The organism is Pseudomonas brassicacearum (assembly GCF_003732175.1).
GTDB lineage: Bacteria > Pseudomonadota > Gammaproteobacteria > Pseudomonadales > Pseudomonadaceae > Aquipseudomonas > Aquipseudomonas brassicacearum_G.
This window is the reverse complement of sequence record NZ_MOBI01000011.1, coordinates 14,715-31,625: the sequence shown is the minus strand read 5'-3', so window position 1 is coordinate 31,625 and position 16,911 is coordinate 14,715. Positions and strand designations below refer to the sequence as shown.

Below are 16,911 nucleotides of genomic sequence, written 5' to 3'. Positions count from 1 at the left end.
GCGCATCATAACAGCACATTCACCGGAAGCGAACCCCCCAAGTGAAAATTTTTCCGTGCTATCAGATGCTTGCGTCGATTACAGCGGTACGCCGAGGCGCTTGGCAACTTCTTCGTAGGCTTCGATGACGTCACCGAGGCCCTGACGGAAGCGGTCCTTGTCCATTTTCTTGCCGGTGGCCTTGTCCCACAGGCGACAGCCGTCCGGGCTGAACTCGTCACCGAGGACGATTTCACCGTGGAACACGCCGAATTCAAGCTTGAAGTCGACCAGCAGCAGGCCTGCGTCGTCGAACAGTTTGCTCAGGACTTCGTTGACCTTGAGCGACAGTTCTTTCATGCGAACCAGTTGCTCGGCCTTGCCCCAACCGAATGCCACGACGTGGGATTCGTTGATGAACGGGTCGCCCTTGGCGTCGTCCTTCAAGAACAGTTCGAAGGTGTAAGGGTTGAGCTTCATGCCCTCTTCGACGCCCAGACGCTTGACCAGGCTGCCGGCGGCGTAGTTACGCACGACGCACTCGACCGGGATCATGTCGAGCTTCTTCACCAGGCACTCGTTGTCGCCCAGCAGTTTGTCGAATTGGGTCGGCACGCCGGCTTCTTCGAGTTTCTGCATGATGAAGGCGTTGAACTTGTTGTTCACCATGCCTTTGCGGTCGAGCTGCTCGATGCGCTTGCCGTCGAACGCCGAGGTGTCGTTGCGAAACAGCAGGATCAAGCGGTCAGCGTCATCGGTCTTGTAAACCGATTTGGCTTTGCCGCGGTAGAGTTCTTCACGTTTTTCCATGATGGCTCCGCTTGCTAAGTAGATGGGCTAGGCGATATGTCGCCAGTCGAGCCCTGAATCTTGATCGGCCAATTGCAGCCAGTCCGGGTCGCACCCGAGGGTGTCGACAAAACATTGCCGGGCCAGCTGCGGCAGGTTGTTCTTGCTGCTCAGATGGGCCAGTACCAGGTGTTGCAGGTCCTGCCAGCCCAACTCGGCCACCAGGTTTGCGGCCTGATGGTTGTTCAAATGTCCCAGTTCACCGCCTACCCGCTGCTTGAGAAAGTACGGGTAGTGACCGCGGGCCAGCAGGTCGCGGCAGTGATTGGATTCGATCATCAATGCATCGAGATCCCGATAACCGTCCAGCACCGTGGCGCAGTACGAACCGAGGTCCGTCAGCAGGCCGAAACGCCGCGAACCGTCACTGAAGACGTATTGCGTCGGTTCCTGCGCATCGTGGGCCACGGCAATGACGCCGATACTCAGCCCGCCGATCTGCAACTGATCACCACCGGCGACAAAGCCTGCCGGTTCAACCGGCTTGCGCATCCCGCGCAGGGTGCCGCGACTCAGGTAGACAGGAAGATTGTAGCGCCGAGACAGCAAACCCACGCCATGCACGTGGTCGGCATGTTCGTGGGTCACCAGTATCGCGCTCAGCTGCGTCGGGCTTACACCCAGGCGCAGCAGGCGTTTTTCGGTTTCGCGCAAGGAGAAACCACAATCGACCAGGACATACGTGTCATCACTGGCTATCAGCGTGCCATTCCCTTGGCTACCACTGCCGAGAACGGCGAAACGCATCTGATCAGCCCAGGTTGTCCTGAATCACGCCCAACACTTTGCGCGCCACTTCAGCCGGCGCAACGGTGTTGATGTTCTTCTCGACGGTCACTTGTACGTTCTCGCCAACCTTGCTCAGGCGAACCTGATAACGCTCGGCACGGGCTTCAACTTCTTCCTTGCTCGGCGCGCTGCCGAACAGGTTGCTGAAGAAGCCTGGCTTCTGGTCTTTCTTCTCGGCTTTTTCGGAAAGGTTGATGTAGTACAGGCCCAGGCTGCGGTTGATGTCTTCAACGCGCCATTCACCCTTCTCCAGCGCGCGCCCTACGCTCGACCAGGCACGGTCAAGGTCGGTACCGACGTTGAGCACCGGGTTGCCGCTGCCGTCTTCAGTCAGGCTGACACGGTTTGGCGTATCGAAATCACGCGAAGCGAGCATCGAGACCGAACCGCCCTTCTCCGACGTGCGGCTCATGCTGGCGAGCATGTCGTCGATCAGCGCAGCGTCCAGGCCAGTGTTGATCGAACGGTTGGTGAACGCGACATCGGCGGAGCTACCGGCAGGACGCTCGGCACTGACCACGTAGACTTCACTGGTGTTGCGCTGCACGCCTGGCTCAATGCGTACCCGCACGCGAGTTTGGCTGTCAGAACCAACGCCGGTACTGCTCAGGCGCTTGGCCATCGTCGCGGAAAGCTCGTCAGGACGCTGCCAGGCCGTGGTGAACTCGCCGGTTTGCGGGCGCTGCTGATCCAGACGGAAGCCGTTATCCTGGAAAAACTGCACAGCCACCGGCCAGACCTCAGCAGGAGGATGTTGGGCCATGACCCAACGCGTATCGCCGCTTTTTTGCAGGCTGTAATCGCTGGCATCGGCAATCGCCGACAACGGCTGCGGACGAGGAACGACGTATTCGCCCTTGAACGTGTCATCGGCGACGTTGCGCGGAATCGGCAGCAACGGGTCCAGGCGCTTGGAGGTATGGACATCCGGCGGCAGTTGCATCGGTGCAGTCTGTTGCGCTTCCAGGTAATCGCTACCACGGTCACGGAAGTAACCTTCCGGGCCCCAGATCCATCCACAGCCACTGGTGCTGGAGATAATCAAGGCAAGTGCGGAAAGTCCGGCCATTCGCTTCATGCGTTGTACTTCCTCAATTAAACCAATACGCCGGACTGGCGCATGGCCTGTCGCAGCGGTTCGTGACAGGCTTCGCTGAGCCAGGTGAGCGGCAGACGGATACCGTCCGGCATCAAGCCCATTTCATGCAGCGCCCATTTCACGGGGATAGGGTTGGATTCGATAAACAGGGTTTTATTGAGCGGCATCAGCTTTTCGTGGATCGCGCGGGCTTTCACGGCATCACCGTTCAAGGCGGCGATGCACAGATCGCTCATGTCACGCGGCGCGACGTTGGCGGTCACCGAGATATTGCCTTTGCCGCCCAGCAGGATCAGCTCGACTGCGGTGGCGTCGTCACCGGAAATCACCAGGAAGTCCTTGCTGACACCGTCCAAGATGGCCTTGGCGCGCGAAAGATCGCCTGTGGCTTCCTTGATGCCGATGATGTTCTTCACGGTCGACAGGCGGATAACCGTCTCGGCCTGCATGTCGCACGCGGTACGACCCGGCACGTTGTAGAGGATCTGCGGGATGTCGACAGCTTCGGCGATGGTCTTGAAGTGCAGGTACAGGCCTTCTTGCGTCGGCTTGTTGTAGTACGGCGTTACCAGCAGGCACGCATCGGCGCCGGCGGTCTTCGCATTGGTGGTCAGTTCGATCGCTTCGCGCGTCGAATTGGCGCCTGTACCGGCGATCACCGGAATACGACCGTTGACCTGCTTGACCACGCGACGAATCACTTCGATGTGTTCGTTCACGTCAAGGGTCGCAGACTCACCTGTGGTGCCGACCGCCACAATGGCGTGGGTGCCGTTTTGCAGGTGAAAGTCCACCAGTTTGCTCAGGCTGTCCCAGTCAAGACGACCCTGTGCATCCATGGGTGTGACCAGTGCCACCATACTGCCCGCAATCATGCAACCGCTCCTGCCGGAAAAAGAGAACGGTAATGGTACTGGCGCCAAGATGCTTGTACAAGCGAAGTACTGCGCTCGCGCCATTCCCCTAAGCGCCGGTTTTCGCTACCCTTCAGACTTTGATCAGTACCGACAGGCTCGTACGCCGGGTTCCAGCCTCCACTTTCGGCCTCACAAGCCCCGATCCTGCGTTGCCGCCTACCCGATCTCGCCTCACTGGAGCTCGTCGCAACCATCTGGCTCGGGCTTTTTGATTTCGCATCCGGACGCCCACCCCGACGAATCGGCCCTTGATAAGTACCGACCGCTCATCGCTTTAGGAATGCTGCATGTCCACCCCCACAGTTCGCGAACAATTCCTTGTCATCAGTGCCCTTGGCGCCAACCCCATGGAGCTGACTAACGTCCTGTGCCGCGCCAGCCATGAAAACCGCTGTGCCGTGGTCACCTCTCGCCTGACCCGTCATGGCGAGTGCAGTGCGTTGGTCCTCGAGATTTCCGGTAGCTGGGACGCGCTGGCGCGCCTTGAAGGCAGCCTGTCGAGCCTCGCCAAAAAGCACGCCTTCACGGTCAACGTGGTACGCAGCGCGGCGCTGGAGAACCGTCCACAGGCCCTGCCGTATGTCGCCTATGTCAGCTCGGCTTACCGCTCGGACATCATCAACGAGCTGTGCCAGTTCTTCATGGACCACAACGTCGAGCTGGAAAACCTGACCTGCGACACGTATCAGGCGCCGCAAACCGGCGGCACCATGCTCAACGCCACGTTTACCGTGACGCTACCGGCCGGCGTGCAGATCAGCTGGCTGCGCGATCAGTTCCTGGATTTCGCCGACGCGCTGAACCTGGACGCGCTGATCGAACCGTGGCGCCCACAGAACCCAATGTAAGGAAGCTCCCATGGCCGTTGCTATCGACCAACCTGTCGCCGACTTCGAAGCGCCTGCCACCAGCGGGCAGACCGTCAGCCTCGCGGCCCTCACGGGCAAGCAAGTGGTGATCTACTTCTATCCCAAGGACAGTACGCCGGGTTGCACCACCGAAGGTCAGGGCTTTCGCGACCAGTATGCGCAGTTCACCGCGGCCAACACCGAAGTGTTCGGCGTGTCGCGTGACAGCCTGAAATCCCACGAGAACTTCAAGTGCAAACAGGAGTTCCCGTTCGAGCTGATCAGCGACAAGGACGAAGCCATCTGCCAGCTGTTCGACGTGATCAAGCTGAAAAAGCTCTATGGCAAGGAATACATGGGTGTTGATCGCAGCACCTTTCTGATCGACCAGAACGGCGTGCTGCGTCAGGAATGGCGTGGTGTGAAAGTGCCAGGGCATGTTGACGCGGTATTGGCTGCGGCCCAAGCGCTGAACAAGGCCTGAATATTTCGGCGCCTGTCCGGACCTCATCGCGAGCAGGCTCGCTCCCACAGAGCCTGCGCAAATCCTGTGGGAGCGAGCCTGCTCGCGAAGAGGCCCGTCTGCCAACGCACACCTAAAATCGATCGCTAGAGCAGCGGCGCGACAATCGGCTCCTTGCGCGGCCATGCATCCAGCACGGCCTTGAACAGGGTGGCCAGCGGAATCGCGAAAAACACGCCCCAGAACCCCCACAGCCCGCCGAACAGCAGCACTGCGCATATGATCGCCACCGGGTGCAGATTGACCGCCCCCGAAAACAGCAGCGGCACCAGCACATTGCCGTCCAGCAACTGAATGATCCCGTAGACCGCCATCAAGTAGATGAACTGATCGCTCCAGCCCCACTGGAACAAGGCAATCAGCAGCACCGGCACGGTCACCACCACCGCCCCGACATACGGCACCACCACCGAAACGCCGACCAACAGCGCCAGCAGCGCGGCGTAGTTGAGCCCCAGGGTAACGAAGCCGATGTAGGTCGCTGCGCCGCAAATGACCATTTCCATGACCTTGCCGCGAATGTAATTGGCGATCTGCCGGTTCATTTCTTCCGCAACGCGGGTGATCAGTGCACGCTCACGCGGGAGATACCCGCGGACCCACTGGCCGATCATCGCCCGGTCCTTGAGGAAGAAAAACACCAGAATCGGCACCAGCACCAGATAGATCATGATGTTCACCAGCAATGGCAAGCTGGACAGCGAGAACGTCAACGCCCACTGACCGAACTTGCCAATCTCGCCACGCGCCACTTCGATGGCCTGCAGCACCTGTTGATCGGACACCAGATGCGGATAGCGTTTGGGCAGCAACAGCAGCAACGACTGCCATTTGGCGAGCATGCCCGGCAGTTCGTTGAACAAGGCAATCAGTTGATGCCAAAGCAACGGCAGCACCACGACCAGAAATAGCAGCAACATGCCCATGAACAATGCGAACACCAACCCCACCGCGGCGGCAGCGGGCAAATGCAGGCGTTCAAGGGTGCTGACCAGACCTTGCATCAGATACGCCAACACCATCCCCGCCAATACTGGCGCGAGCATTCCACCCAGAGTCAGGACCGCGGTGAAGGCCAGAAAGAGCAGCACGGCCAGGACCACGGCCTCCTCATCGGAGAAGTAGCGCTGAATCCAGTCGCGTAACACTTTGAACATCAATATTCCTTAACAATGAACGCCGCAAAATTCAGGCTTTTTTCAGCCAGTAGCGATAAACGCCAGCCTCATCCTCTTCATGAAGCAGCGTATGACCGGCCAAACGGGCAAAGGTGCGAAAGTCGCGTTGCGAACCGGCATCGGTAGCGATGACCTTGAGTACCGCGCCGCTGGGCAGGCGATTGAGCTCCAGCTTGGCCTTGAGCAACGGCAATGGACAGTTCAACCCGCTGGCGTCCAGTTCGGCGTCATGCTCTACAGCGTCGGTCATTGCTTCACTCCGGATAGGTGATTGAGTGATCTAGAATATCTGGTCGCAACGCATGTGTCCGGCTACAGTAAGGTCTTTGTCGACTAAGGCTTTGTGCATGACTTTTCTGCGCCCCACCCTGCTGACGCTCGCTTGCCTGCTAGCCTCGCCAGGCTTTGCCGACGACCTGCCGTCACTTGGCGATGCCAGTTCTGCCATCGTATCGCCACAGCAGGAATACCAGTTGGGCCGCGCATGGCTGGCGATGCTGCGCAGCCAGGTGTCACAGCTCAACGACCCACTGCTCAAGGATTACGTCGAAACCAGCGTCTATAAACTGGTGGAAACCAGCCAGGTCAACGACCGGCGCCTGGAGTTCATTCTGATCAACAGCCCGCAACTCAACGCCTTCGCCGCACCCGGCGGGATTGTCGGGGTCAACGGCGGCCTGTTTCTGAATGCCCAGACCGAAAGCGAATACGCTTCGGTACTTGCCCATGAATTGGCTCACGTGTCGCAACGCCACTTTGCTCGTGGCGTCGAAGCGTCGCAACGTATGCAAATCCCGATGATGGCCGCTCTACTCGGCGGGATCATCGTGGCCGCGGCTGGCGCCGGAGACGCCGGTATCGCCGCCATCGCCAGCACCCAGGCAGCGGCCATTCAGGAGCAACTACGCTTCTCCCGGGAGAAGGAGCAGGAGGCCGACCGTATCGGCATGCTCAACCTCGAGAAAGCCGGTTACGACCCGCGCTCGATGCCGACCATGTTCGAACGTCTGATGCGCCAGTACCGTTTCAATGCCAAACCTCCCGAATTTCTGCTGACTCACCCGGTCACCGAATCGCGAATCGCCGACACCCGCAACCGCGCCGAGCAGTTCAAGCCGGGCGGCAAGGAAGACAGCCTGACGTATCAATTGATTCGCGCGCGCGTCCAGTTGTTCTACGAAGACAGTCCAGGTCTTGCCGCTAAACGCTTTCGCGCCCAACTCGATGAAAACCCGAAAAGCGACGTAGCACGTTATGGCCTGGCAATCGCCCAGATCAAGGGCAGCCTGTTCAACGACGCCCGCGAGAACCTCAAGCAGTTGCTGGCCAAGTCGCCTGACGAAATCATCTACAACCTGGCGCAAGTCGATCTGGACATCGCCAACAATCGCCTGCCGGATGCACAGACGCGGGTCGACCGGATACTCGTGCAGTACCCGCGCAACTATCCGCTGAATCAGGTGCGGGTCGACTTGCTGCTCAAGCAGAACCGCCCGGCTGACGCCGAGAAAGCCCTTGAAGCCCTGCTCAAGAACCGCCCGAACGATCCGGACGTCTGGTACATGGTAGCCGAGACTCGCGGCCTGTCCGGTAACATCATTGGCCTGCATCAGGCCCGCGCCGAGTACTTCGCACTGATCGGCGACTACCGCCAGGCGATCCAGCAACTGGATTTTGCCAAACGTCGCGCAGGCACCAACTTCCCGCTGTCGTCACGCATCGATGCGCGTCAACGGGAGCTGATGGAGCAAGAGCGCCTGGTCAAGGACATGATGGGCTGACATTTCTTTGCCCCATAAAAAAACGCCTCTTTCGAGGCGTTTTTTTATTCAGTGACTAACCGGTTTACTCAGCCAGTTTGAAGGTAATGAAGCTGGCACGTCCCTGACGCAAGACCCGCATCGATACAGAGCGGTTCTTTGGCAGCGCTTGGGCGATTTCCGTGAACTCCTTGGCAGAACCAATCGCCTGATTGTTCAAGTGAGTAATCACGTCGCCCGGTTGCAGGCCGATCAGGGCGGCAGGACCTTCCTGAACGTCCTTGATCACCACGCCGCCTTTGAGATCGAAGGCCTTTTTCTGCTCATCGCTCAAATCGGCCACGGATACACCCAGTCGATTGCTGCTGCGCTCGACACCGGGCTTGGCAAGGGTATCCAGCTCTTTACCTTCCTCTGGAATTGCGCCAACCGTCAGCTCGACGTTTTTATGCTTGCCGTCGCGAATCACCTCAAGCTTGGCTTTCTCACCGGCCTTGAGCGCGCCTACCAGATGCGGCAGATCCGCCGACATGATGATCGGCTGACCGTTCATGCTCAGGATCACGTCACCGACCTGCAAACCACCCTTGGAAGCCGGACCACCGTCCTGGATCTGCGCCACCAGCGCACCGGCCGGTTTCTCCAGACCGAAGGACTCGGCGAGATCCTTGCTCACTTCCTGAATGACCACACCCAACCAGCCTCGGCTGACTTTGCCACCGCTTTTCAGCTGATTGGAAACATCCATGGCGACATCGATCGGGATCGCAAACGACACACCCATGAAACCACCGGAACGGGTGTAGATCTGCGAGTTGATCCCTACCACTTCACCCGCCAGGTTGAACAGCGGACCACCGGAGTTACCTGGGTTGATCGGGACGTCGGTCTGGATGAACGGCACATAGTTTTCGTTCGGCAGACTGCGACCAATGGCACTGACGATGCCCTGGGTCACCGTGTGGTCAAAACCAAACGGCGAACCGATGGCGACAACCCACTGTCCGGCTTTCAGATCCTGGGATTTACCCAATTTGAGCACAGGCAGACCTTTGCCCTCGACCTTCAGCAACGCCACATCGGAACGTGGGTCAGTGCCGACCAGCTTGGCTTTAAGCTCACTGCGATCGGCAAGACGCACAATGATTTCATCAGCATCGGCGATCACATGGTTATTGGTCAGAATGTAGCCATCAGGCGAGATGATGAACCCTGAACCCAAGGATTGTGCTTCACGCTGACGACTACGAGGCGAACGCTGCTGTGGCGGCATGCCACGCTCGAGAAACTCGCGCAGCGCCGGCGGCAAGCCTTCCAGATCCGGAATATCCTGATTGGAGACCTTACGGTCCGGCAATTTCTGCGTGGTACTGATGTTCACTACCGCAGGCGAGGCTTGCTCGACCAGTTGCGTGAAGTCAGGCAGCTCGGCCGCCTGGGCACTGACTGCCTGACCGAGCACCAATACAGCGGCAAAAATGGAGAGGTAGGATTTCAAACGTGGTATCGACATACGGCTCCCGTTACGACGAGCATGGTTAAGCGATATGGAGCAAGGAATACCGGGAAACATACACCGGTACTTTTGTTCCGGGAACAACAAACAAGGCCAGAGCCGTGGGACTCTGACCTATAGAAAATTTTTGGGGATTTTGCAAATGGAAATGCTCACCAAACATTTCGACATCTCAATTGTGCAGTGGACAATTGCTGGCCTCTTTCACAACTGACCGGCTGCCCGATGAGCATCACTGGATCAACTCACTGCTTGGCCGCAGTGGTATCGGCGCGCATGGAGAGCGCAATGCGCTCAGCGGTGCCGATCGGAATTTCGCCGACTACAGTGACCATCATCTCGCCATTCGGCGTTGTCAGGCGTCGCGAAACTGCAACGGTCGGGCCTAGCTGAGTACGCGTATCGGTAACCACTGCGCCATTGAGCGGCTCCAGGAACACCGAAAAACGCGCCAGGCCATCGTCATACATCAAACTGCTGACCTGAACCTTGGTCTCTGGATCCTTGCGTGCGCTACTGCTGCTGAGTTCGAAGCCAGGTGGCAACCAGTCGGAATGCCATACCTGAGCGGTTTTCACCGCTAATGCCTTGTCGTTATCGAGCGTCACAGCCTTGCACTCGATGCTGGCTTGCAGATCACGCTCGGCCGGTATTTCGGCCGTATCCAGGCGGGTAAACTGGAAACGCTCCAGCAACTGCCCCTTGTCATTGAGCAGCAATGACTTCAACGGCAGGCCGGTTTCGCGATCCAGATGCAATTCAAAACCATAACGATGCTGATCACGCGGCGTCAGTGAAACAATGACCGCCGGGCGTCCAGCCACGCGCGATTTGCCGATGACGGCAAGGTCGTACCAATTCTTGAGCTTTTGTGGATCAAGTGCACGCGCAGAAGAGTCGGGAGTATCCCCCAGCCCCGCTACCAGACTACCGCTGACGCATTGAGTATGCCCATCAATACGTACGACTTCCTGAGCAGAACCGTCAAGCTGAAGCAAACGCTCGCGGACTTTGCCATCCTGGACGCGATGCCAGATGTTGTGAGTAGAAAAACTACCGTTACGCTCGTAGACGAAAGTGCCTTGGAAGCTTTGCTGTTGTTCGGCCTGGCTCAGGCGGGCCAACCAGTCCTGAGCCTCATCGGCATAGGCTGGAACAACAAACCAGCCAGTCACCAGCAGCGTAAGTAGAGGGATGGCGCGCATGATCCTCCTTAACGGTTTTCCAGGCTTGCCGCACGAGCATAAGGCAGAGCACTTTCAGTGCCTTTCAGTGCAGCTTGTTGAGCATGTTGGCGCAAGTAGCCTGGCAGACGCTGATCATGCCAGCCCGGCTGACCTTGCAATACGCCGTTGGCCATAGGACCAGTGGCTTCCGAACTCTCATTGTAGCCTGCCAAAACGGCTGGACCTTTTACTTGAGGAACGGCCAGACCCGGTTGAGTGGAGTGCTGGGCCAATTCGACACCGGCGATCTCATCCTGGTTGTACAGGCGCACGCCAGCCAGAACAGCAAGGGTCACCGATGCGGCCACCGCCAGACGACCCACGGTACGCCACGGACCACGAGTGGTCTTGACCGGTACGGCCTCGTCAGCCAGGGCAGCAGAAACGGCCGAAGCAAGATCCAGACGAGGGATCAGCAGGTCTTTGTGCATGACTGCCCGAGCGACTTGGTAACGGGCCCAGGTCTCGCGGGTTTCAACATCGTCAAAGGCATTTAATACCCGACGCAATTCCAGTTCGTCCGCTTCGTTATCCATCACTGCGGACAGCGATTCCTGCAGGGCTTCACGACTCATGGCGGTTCCTCTCTTGGCTGTCGCCGCTGTCTCAGCTTTCCTGCAACAACGGCTGCAGGGCTTTGTCGATGGCTTCCCGAGCGCGGAAAATCCGGGAGCGCACGGTACCCACCGGACACTGCATGACGCTCGCAATGTCCTCGTAACTCAGACCATCGAATTCACGTAAAGTTAATGCCGTACGTAAATCTTCTGGCAGTTGCTGGATGGTTCGATGGACGGTGCCTTCGATCTCATCACGCAGCAATGCACGTTCTGGAGACTCGAGATCCTTGAGGCCATGATCGCCATCGTAGAACTCTGCATCCTCTGAACTGACATCGCTATCCGGCGGCCGGCGGCCGCGTGAAACCAGATAGTTTTTCGCCGTATTGATGGCGATGCGGTAAAGCCACGTATAAAACGCGCTGTCGCCGCGAAAATTTCCAAGTGCACGGTAGGCCTTGATAAAGGCTTCTTGTGCGACATCCTGGGCTTCATGGGTGTCGTGCACAAAACGCACGATCAACCCGAGAATTTTGTGCTGGTATTTCAGCACTAGCAGATCGAAAGCGCGCTTGTCGCCGCGTTGAACGCGCTCGACCAGCTGCTGATCCTCTTCCTGGGTTAGCATGAACACTCCTCGATAAGCTCGGAGGAGGCTTGCATAACTAATCGATCAGGCTTGCAAACATAGACTCGGGCTTTTCGCAAAAGTTCTCCCCCTCCAAGCAAGTTTCCTGCGCGCTCTGATTTGGCACACACGAAAGACGCAGCACAGGCTGGCCGGCTACGCGAATAATCTTTTCGTCGAATCCACCCGCAATGACCAAAACACAAATCCTGCGTGAAGCCGACGCTGTTCCTTGTTTCAGGCAACCTTCTATTGAGCTTGGACGCCTGGCAAAGTTCCCAACCTTTATAGTCGTGCGAAACGAATAATGTATTACCATGCGGCGAAAAACAGCGCTTCATCGGCGATCAGGCTGTCTTATCGTCGATCCCGCGTGTAAATTGTCCTACAGACCCTCTACCTTTTCCGTCACAGTAGTTTCACATTGCCACGTAGGCCCGACTATTGTGCCGATCCACCCCTCTATATACTAGTGCGCTGTGTGGCTGTCTCGACTCGCCGATTCAGGTGTCTAGCGCCAACCCCGACCCGGGTCGCTTTGAGCGGAATCCTGAAATGAGCCAACAGTTTCAACACGATGTTCTGGTGATTGGCAGCGGCGCTGCCGGTTTGAGTCTGGCATTGACCTTGCCCGATCATTTGCGCATTGCCGTACTGAGCAAAGGCAACCTCGCCAACGGTTCGACGTACTGGGCCCAGGGTGGTGTCGCCGCCGTGCTGGATGACACCGATACCGTTGAATCCCACGTCGATGACACGCTCAACGCTGGCGGAGGCCTGTGCCACGAAGACGCCGTGCGCTTTACCGTCGAGCATAGTCGCGAAGCCATTCAATGGTTGATCGATCAGGGCGTGCCATTCACCCGCGATGAACAGTCCGGCACTGAAGACGGCGGTTTCGAGTTTCACCTGACCCGCGAGGGCGGTCACAGTCATCGACGCATTATTCATGCCGCCGACGCCACAGGCGCTGCGATTTTCAATACGTTGCTTGATCAAGCACGGCAACGACCAAACATCGAGTTGCTGGAGCAACGGGTCGCCGTTGATCTGATCACCGAAAAGCGCCTGGGCCTGGAAGGTGATCGCTGCCTTGGCGCCTACGTGCTCAATCGCGGCACCGGCGAAGTCGATACCTATGGCGCGCGGTTCGTGATCCTCGCCTCCGGCGGTGCCGCGAAGGTCTATCTCTACACCAGCAACCCTGACGGTGCTTGCGGCGACGGCATTGCCATGGCCTGGCGTTCGGGCTGCCGGGTGGCGAATCTGGAGTTCAACCAGTTCCACCCCACCTGCCTCTACCACCCGCAAGCCAAAAGCTTCCTGATTACCGAAGCCCTGCGCGGTGAAGGCGCACATTTGAAGCTGCCGAACGGCGAACGCTTCATGCCGCGCTTTGACCCGCGTGCCGAGTTGGCGCCACGGGACATCGTCGCCCGGGCAATCGACCATGAAATGAAGCGCCTGGGTATCGACTGCGTGTACCTGGACATCAGCCACAAGCCTGAAGCCTTTATCAAGTCGCACTTCCCGACGGTGTACGAACGCTGCCTGGAGTTTTCCATCGACATCACCAAGCAGCCGATCCCGGTGGTTCCGGCTGCGCACTATACCTGCGGTGGTGTCATGGTCGACCAACACGGTCGTACCGACGTGCCCGGCCTGTATGCGATTGGCGAAACCAGCTTCACCGGCCTGCACGGTGCCAACCGCATGGCCAGCAACTCGCTGCTGGAGTGTTTCGTCTATGCCCGTTCGGCGGCGGCAGACATTCTTGAACAACTGCCTCAAGTCGAGATTCCGAGCACCCTGCCCGCCTGGGACGCCAGCCAGGTCACCGACTCCGACGAAGACGTGATCATTGCGCACAACTGGGATGAGCTTCGGCGGTTCATGTGGGACTACGTGGGCATCGTGCGCACCAATAAGCGCCTGCAACGCGCCCAGCATCGCGTGCGCCTGCTGCTGGACGAGATCGACGAGTTCTACAGCAATTACAAGGTCAGCCGGGATTTGATCGAACTGCGTAATCTGGCCCAGGTGGCCGAACTGATGATTCGCTCAGCCATGGAGCGCAAGGAAAGTCGCGGCCTGCATTACACCCTCGATTACCCGAACATGCTGCCAGAAGCGCTGGACACTATTCTGGTACCGCCCACCTACGCCGACTGAACTTGAGCCGGACCCGCAGGCGTCGGTGAACATCCGCCGCCTGCGCATCGCGTGGCACACAGATCGCCCGGACCCGCCGCTCGCCGCGCAGACGAAAACGCAACACGACGACCAACGGCAGCGCCAGGCTGTCTGGACGTAATTGCACAGTTTGCCAACCCGACGCCTGATTCCACAGTTGCCAACCATCGGCGTCCCGGCGCAAGCCGCGAAATGCCTGCGGGTGTGTCAGCAGAATCTGTCGCGGCAACACCCAAAAACCGTGAACCGCGCACAGCGCAATGCCGAGCAAACTGGCCCATACCGGTATAGAGAGCAGCAACAGCGAACCCAGCGCGAACAGCTGGGCGAGAAGATAAGCCGCCAGCAATTGCCGCGAGGCATGCCAGCGGCACTCAAACTGGGTGTCCTTTCTCACGGTTACGTTTCTCTTTTGGCGAGTGGCTGTTGTTGCCAGGCAAGGCGCCGCGACGAGTCATAGCCCGCTATGGCGAGGAGCGGCAACGCGGCATGGCGACAACAGACGCCGTCAAAAAGAAACAGTAACTGTGAGACAGGACACTCTCACTTGGGTTGGACACGGTCCAGAATCATGCGAACCATGCGCTGCAGCTCAGGGTCTTCCGACTCGGCGCGTTCCATGAACCAGCCGAACATGTCCTGATCTTCGCATTCGAGCAGTTTGCGGTAGCAGTCGCGATCGACATCGTTGAGGTGCGGATAGACCTCTTTGACAAACGGCACGAGCAACACGTCAAGCTCGAGCATGCCGCGACGGCTGTGCCAGTAGAGGCGATTCAGTTCAACATCTTCGACCATGGAGCGCTCCTCAAATAGAGTGCAAGTATACAGCCCCAATCCCTGTCGAACAGTCGGCTTTGGTCGGGCACGTTCGAACCTTTGTGAACTACCCATTTCAAGGGCGCCCCCTTATGATGTCCCCCAGACTCTTTACCCTGCGATGACCCATGGCTGATTCTGCTTTTTTCTGCACCTTGTCCCACGAAGGCGTGCTCGCCGTCCGCGGCTCCGATGCCAGCAAGTTCCTTCAGGGACAATTGACCTGCAACCTCAATTACCTGAGCGACACCCAGGCCAGCCTCGGCGCACGCTGCACCCAAAAAGGCCGCATGCAGTCGAGTTTTCGCATCCTGCTGGAAGGTGACGGGGTCCTGTTGGCGATGGCCAGCGAGTTGTTGGAGCCACAGTTGGCGGACCTCAAAAAGTACGCGGTGTTCTCCAAATCCAAATTGACCGACGAAAGCGCTGCCTGGGTTCGCTTTGGCCTGCAGCACTCGGAAGCCGTCCTGTCCGGCCTGGGCCTGGCGCTTCCCCGGGAAGACGGCGCAGTTGCTCGCGCGGACGGTCTGATTGCCATTCGTGTGTCAGCCGATCGCGTCGAACTCTGGGCGGCGGCCAGTCAGGTCGGCACCTTGCGCAACACGCTCGCCGCACTACTGCCTGAAGGCGACCTGAACCAGTGGCTGCTCGGGCAGATCCGCGCCGGCATCGGCCAGGTCATGCCGCAGACCCGCGAGCTGTTCATTCCGCAAATGCTCAACCTGCAAGCCGTGGGCGGCGTGAGCTTCAAGAAAGGTTGTTACACCGGCCAGGAAATCGTCGCGCGCATGCAGTACCTGGGCAAACTCAAGCGTCGGTTGTATCGCCTGCAACTCGACGCCACCGAGCTGCCCGAGCCAGGCACCGCACTGTTTTCCCCAACCCATGGCAGTTCCATTGGTGAAGTGGTGATCGCCGCTCGTGCCGAACAGAACATCGAGCTGTTAGCGGTGCTGCAAGCCGAAGCCGCGGACAGTGGCGATGTGCACCTTGGTGCCCTGGAGGGCCCGGCCCTGCACCTGCTCGATCTGCCTTACTCACTGGATCGTGATCGCGAGATCCAGCGTTAACTGCAGCATTTTTTTGCAATGCCCTAGAGAAACTAAATGAGCGAGCTGGCGGAAAAGGTCCAACAGGATTTGGTTGAGGCCATCGATAACGATGACCTGGTTCTGCCAACGTTACCGGAAGTGGCCCTGCAGATTCGCAAGGCCGCCGAAGACCCGGAAATCAGCGTCGCCGACCTGAGCAAAGTCATCGGCCGCGACACCGCGCTGTCCGCGCGCTTGATCAAGGTGGTCAACAGTCCGTTGCTGCGTGCAGCTCAAGAGGTGACCGACCTGCACACGGCGATCACCCGACTGGGCATCAATTACAGCAGCAACCTGGCTATCGGTCTGGTCATGGAACAGATTTTCCATGCCCGCTCCGACGTGGTGGAACAGAAGATGCGCGAAGTCTGGCGAAAGAGTCTGGAAATCGCCGGCGTCAGCTATGCGCTGTGCCGCAGCCATACCCAATTGAAACCGGATCAGGCGGCCCTTGGCGGGCTGGTGCATCAGATCGGCGTGCTGCCGATTCTGACCTACGCCGAAGACCACTACGAGCTGCTGTCAGACCCGGTCAGCCTCAACCATGTGATCGAGCACATTCATCCGTTGCTCGGTGACAAGCTGCTGCAGGTCTGGGAGTTTCCGGAAATGCTGGTGAAACTGCCGGGGCTGTATCTGGACTTCAAGCGTCAGTCCGAGCAGGTCGATTATGTTGATCTGGTGCAGATCGCCAGCCTGTATTGCCACAAGGACACCGATCATCCGCTGTCCAGAATCGATGTGTTCAACGTGCCAGCGTTCAAAAAACTGGGGATTGATCCGGAGAACACGGCAATGTGCAGCGATCTGGATGAATCACGATCAATGTTTTATTGATCAAGAGACCGCAGCGCCCCCATCGCGAGCAGGCTCGCTCCCACAGGACTTCCGACACACAGGGGATCAAGTGTGGGAGCGAGCCTGCTCGCGATGGGG

The 16,911-nt window shown here is 58.5% G+C and carries 18 protein-coding genes; 6 read left to right on the top strand and 12 right to left on the bottom strand.

Annotated elements, in window-relative coordinates:
* Positions 1 to 78: 78 nt before the first annotated feature.
* The 4 genes from purC to dapA are packed head-to-tail and all read right to left on the bottom strand — an operon-like array spanning position 79 to position 3,591.
* Positions 79 to 789 (bottom strand): phosphoribosylaminoimidazolesuccinocarboxamide synthase, encoded by a 711-nt coding sequence (gene purC, locus BK658_RS09965; RefSeq protein ID WP_019692525.1) that lies wholly within the window; start codon positions 787 to 789, stop codon positions 79 to 81.
* Positions 790 to 816: 27 nt separating this feature from the next.
* Entirely contained in the window at positions 817 to 1,575 is a 759-nt protein-coding gene (locus BK658_RS09960) for an MBL fold metallo-hydrolase (protein WP_123582164.1), read from the bottom strand.
* A gap of 4 nt (positions 1,576 to 1,579) precedes the next feature.
* Complete coding sequence (gene bamC / locus BK658_RS09955) at positions 1,580 to 2,695, bottom strand: outer membrane protein assembly factor BamC (protein ID WP_123582163.1); 1,116 nt, start codon at positions 2,693 to 2,695, stop codon at positions 1,580 to 1,582.
* Positions 2,696 to 2,712: 17 nt separating this feature from the next.
* Positions 2,713 to 3,591 (bottom strand): 4-hydroxy-tetrahydrodipicolinate synthase, encoded by an 879-nt coding sequence (dapA, locus tag BK658_RS09950; protein WP_054596114.1) that lies wholly within the window; start codon positions 3,589 to 3,591, stop codon positions 2,713 to 2,715.
* Positions 3,592 to 3,920: 329 nt separating this feature from the next.
* On the opposite strand from dapA, the gene BK658_RS09940 reads away from it, so the two are divergent.
* Both BK658_RS09940 and BK658_RS09935 read left to right on the top strand, forming a co-directional pair.
* Entirely contained in the window at positions 3,921 to 4,481 is a 561-nt protein-coding gene (locus tag BK658_RS09940; protein WP_019692529.1) for a glycine cleavage system transcriptional repressor, read from the top strand.
* Between the two features lie 10 nt (positions 4,482 to 4,491).
* Entirely contained in the window at positions 4,492 to 4,965 is a 474-nt protein-coding gene (locus BK658_RS09935) for a peroxiredoxin (protein WP_123582162.1), read from the top strand.
* 125 nt (positions 4,966 to 5,090) lie between these two features.
* Here BK658_RS09935 and BK658_RS09930 read toward each other — a convergent pair whose 3' ends face one another.
* Positions 5,091 to 6,161 carry an AI-2E family transporter gene (locus tag BK658_RS09930; RefSeq protein WP_123582161.1) on the bottom strand — a complete coding sequence of 357 codons (1,071 nt, stop codon included), beginning with the start codon at positions 6,159 to 6,161 and terminating at the stop codon, positions 5,091 to 5,093.
* A 31-nt stretch (positions 6,162 to 6,192) separates the two neighbouring features.
* Entirely contained in the window at positions 6,193 to 6,432 is a 240-nt protein-coding gene (locus BK658_RS09925) for a sulfurtransferase TusA family protein (protein WP_054596111.1), read from the bottom strand.
* Positions 6,433 to 6,529: 97 nt separating this feature from the next.
* Here BK658_RS09925 and BK658_RS09920 point away from each other — a divergent pair, with 97 nt between their 5' ends.
* A complete protein-coding gene (locus tag BK658_RS09920) occupies positions 6,530 to 7,963 on the top strand; it encodes a M48 family metalloprotease (protein ID WP_123582160.1) in 1,434 nt (477 codons plus the stop codon).
* A gap of 64 nt (positions 7,964 to 8,027) precedes the next feature.
* Here the strand turns inward: BK658_RS09920 and BK658_RS09915 are convergent, their stop codons facing one another.
* The 4 genes from BK658_RS09915 to rpoE all read right to left on the bottom strand — a co-directional run bounded on the left by BK658_RS09915 (position 8,028) and on the right by rpoE (position 11,872).
* The gene (locus BK658_RS09915) at positions 8,028 to 9,455 is read right to left on the bottom strand and encodes a DegQ family serine endoprotease (RefSeq protein WP_123582159.1); all 1,428 of its coding nucleotides are present in this window, start codon (positions 9,453 to 9,455) and stop codon (positions 8,028 to 8,030) included.
* Between the two features lie 248 nt (positions 9,456 to 9,703).
* A complete protein-coding gene (locus BK658_RS09905; RefSeq protein ID WP_123582157.1) occupies positions 9,704 to 10,663 on the bottom strand; it encodes a MucB/RseB C-terminal domain-containing protein in 960 nt (319 codons plus the stop codon).
* A gap of 8 nt (positions 10,664 to 10,671) precedes the next feature.
* Positions 10,672 to 11,259, bottom strand: coding sequence for a sigma-E factor negative regulatory protein (locus tag BK658_RS09900; RefSeq protein WP_054596107.1), 588 nt, complete (start codon positions 11,257 to 11,259; stop codon positions 10,672 to 10,674).
* A 31-nt stretch (positions 11,260 to 11,290) separates the two neighbouring features.
* Positions 11,291 to 11,872, bottom strand: coding sequence for an RNA polymerase sigma factor RpoE/AlgU (rpoE, locus tag BK658_RS09895; protein ID WP_019692537.1), 582 nt, complete (start codon positions 11,870 to 11,872; stop codon positions 11,291 to 11,293).
* A gap of 555 nt (positions 11,873 to 12,427) precedes the next feature.
* On the opposite strand from rpoE, the gene nadB reads away from it, so the two are divergent.
* On the top strand, positions 12,428 to 14,044 hold the full coding sequence (gene nadB / locus BK658_RS09890) for an L-aspartate oxidase (RefSeq protein WP_123582156.1): 1,617 nt from the start codon (positions 12,428 to 12,430) through the stop codon (positions 14,042 to 14,044).
* Here the strand turns inward: nadB and BK658_RS09885 are convergent.
* Positions 14,013 to 14,462 carry a protein YgfX gene (locus tag BK658_RS09885; protein ID WP_123582155.1) on the bottom strand — a complete coding sequence of 150 codons (450 nt, stop codon included), beginning with the start codon at positions 14,460 to 14,462 and terminating at the stop codon, positions 14,013 to 14,015. The two genes, nadB and BK658_RS09885, sit on opposite strands and share 32 nt — an antisense overlap.
* Positions 14,463 to 14,608: 146 nt before the next feature.
* A complete protein-coding gene (locus BK658_RS09875; RefSeq protein ID WP_007944081.1) occupies positions 14,609 to 14,863 on the bottom strand; it encodes an FAD assembly factor SdhE in 255 nt (84 codons plus the stop codon).
* A gap of 149 nt (positions 14,864 to 15,012) precedes the next feature.
* On the opposite strand from BK658_RS09875, the gene ygfZ reads away from it, so the two are divergent.
* Positions 15,013 to 15,954 carry a CAF17-like 4Fe-4S cluster assembly/insertion protein YgfZ gene (ygfZ, locus tag BK658_RS09870; RefSeq protein ID WP_123582154.1) on the top strand — a complete coding sequence of 314 codons (942 nt, stop codon included), beginning with the start codon at positions 15,013 to 15,015 and terminating at the stop codon, positions 15,952 to 15,954.
* A 36-nt stretch (positions 15,955 to 15,990) separates the two neighbouring features.
* Positions 15,991 to 16,812 (top strand): HDOD domain-containing protein, encoded by an 822-nt coding sequence (locus BK658_RS09865; protein ID WP_123582153.1) that lies wholly within the window; start codon positions 15,991 to 15,993, stop codon positions 16,810 to 16,812.
* Positions 16,813 to 16,911: the final 99 nt, after the last annotated feature.

Coding starts and splice junctions, on each gene's coding strand:
- purC (WP_019692525.1), bottom strand. CDS start 789: ATGGAAAAACGTGAAGAACTCTACCGCGGCAAAGCCAAATCGGTTTAC.
- BK658_RS09960 (WP_123582164.1), bottom strand. CDS start 1,575: ATGCGTTTCGCCGTTCTCGGCAGTGGTAGCCAAGGGAATGGCACGCTG.
- bamC (WP_123582163.1), bottom strand. CDS start 2,695: ATGAAGCGAATGGCCGGACTTTCCGCACTTGCCTTGATTATCTCCAGC.
- dapA (WP_054596114.1), bottom strand. CDS start 3,591: ATGATTGCGGGCAGTATGGTGGCACTGGTCACACCCATGGATGCACAG.
- BK658_RS09940 (WP_019692529.1), top strand. CDS start 3,921: ATGTCCACCCCCACAGTTCGCGAACAATTCCTTGTCATCAGTGCCCTT.
- BK658_RS09935 (WP_123582162.1), top strand. CDS start 4,492: ATGGCCGTTGCTATCGACCAACCTGTCGCCGACTTCGAAGCGCCTGCC.
- BK658_RS09930 (WP_123582161.1), bottom strand. CDS start 6,161: ATGTTCAAAGTGTTACGCGACTGGATTCAGCGCTACTTCTCCGATGAG.
- BK658_RS09925 (WP_054596111.1), bottom strand. CDS start 6,432: ATGACCGACGCTGTAGAGCATGACGCCGAACTGGACGCCAGCGGGTTG.
- BK658_RS09920 (WP_123582160.1), top strand. CDS start 6,530: ATGACTTTTCTGCGCCCCACCCTGCTGACGCTCGCTTGCCTGCTAGCC.
- BK658_RS09915 (WP_123582159.1), bottom strand. CDS start 9,455: ATGTCGATACCACGTTTGAAATCCTACCTCTCCATTTTTGCCGCTGTA.
- BK658_RS09905 (WP_123582157.1), bottom strand. CDS start 10,663: ATGCGCGCCATCCCTCTACTTACGCTGCTGGTGACTGGCTGGTTTGTT.
- BK658_RS09900 (WP_054596107.1), bottom strand. CDS start 11,259: ATGAGTCGTGAAGCCCTGCAGGAATCGCTGTCCGCAGTGATGGATAAC.
- rpoE (WP_019692537.1), bottom strand. CDS start 11,872: ATGCTAACCCAGGAAGAGGATCAGCAGCTGGTCGAGCGCGTTCAACGC.
- nadB (WP_123582156.1), top strand. CDS start 12,428: ATGAGCCAACAGTTTCAACACGATGTTCTGGTGATTGGCAGCGGCGCT.
- BK658_RS09875 (WP_007944081.1), bottom strand. CDS start 14,863: ATGGTCGAAGATGTTGAACTGAATCGCCTCTACTGGCACAGCCGTCGC.
- ygfZ (WP_123582154.1), top strand. CDS start 15,013: ATGGCTGATTCTGCTTTTTTCTGCACCTTGTCCCACGAAGGCGTGCTC.
- BK658_RS09865 (WP_123582153.1), top strand. CDS start 15,991: ATGAGCGAGCTGGCGGAAAAGGTCCAACAGGATTTGGTTGAGGCCATC.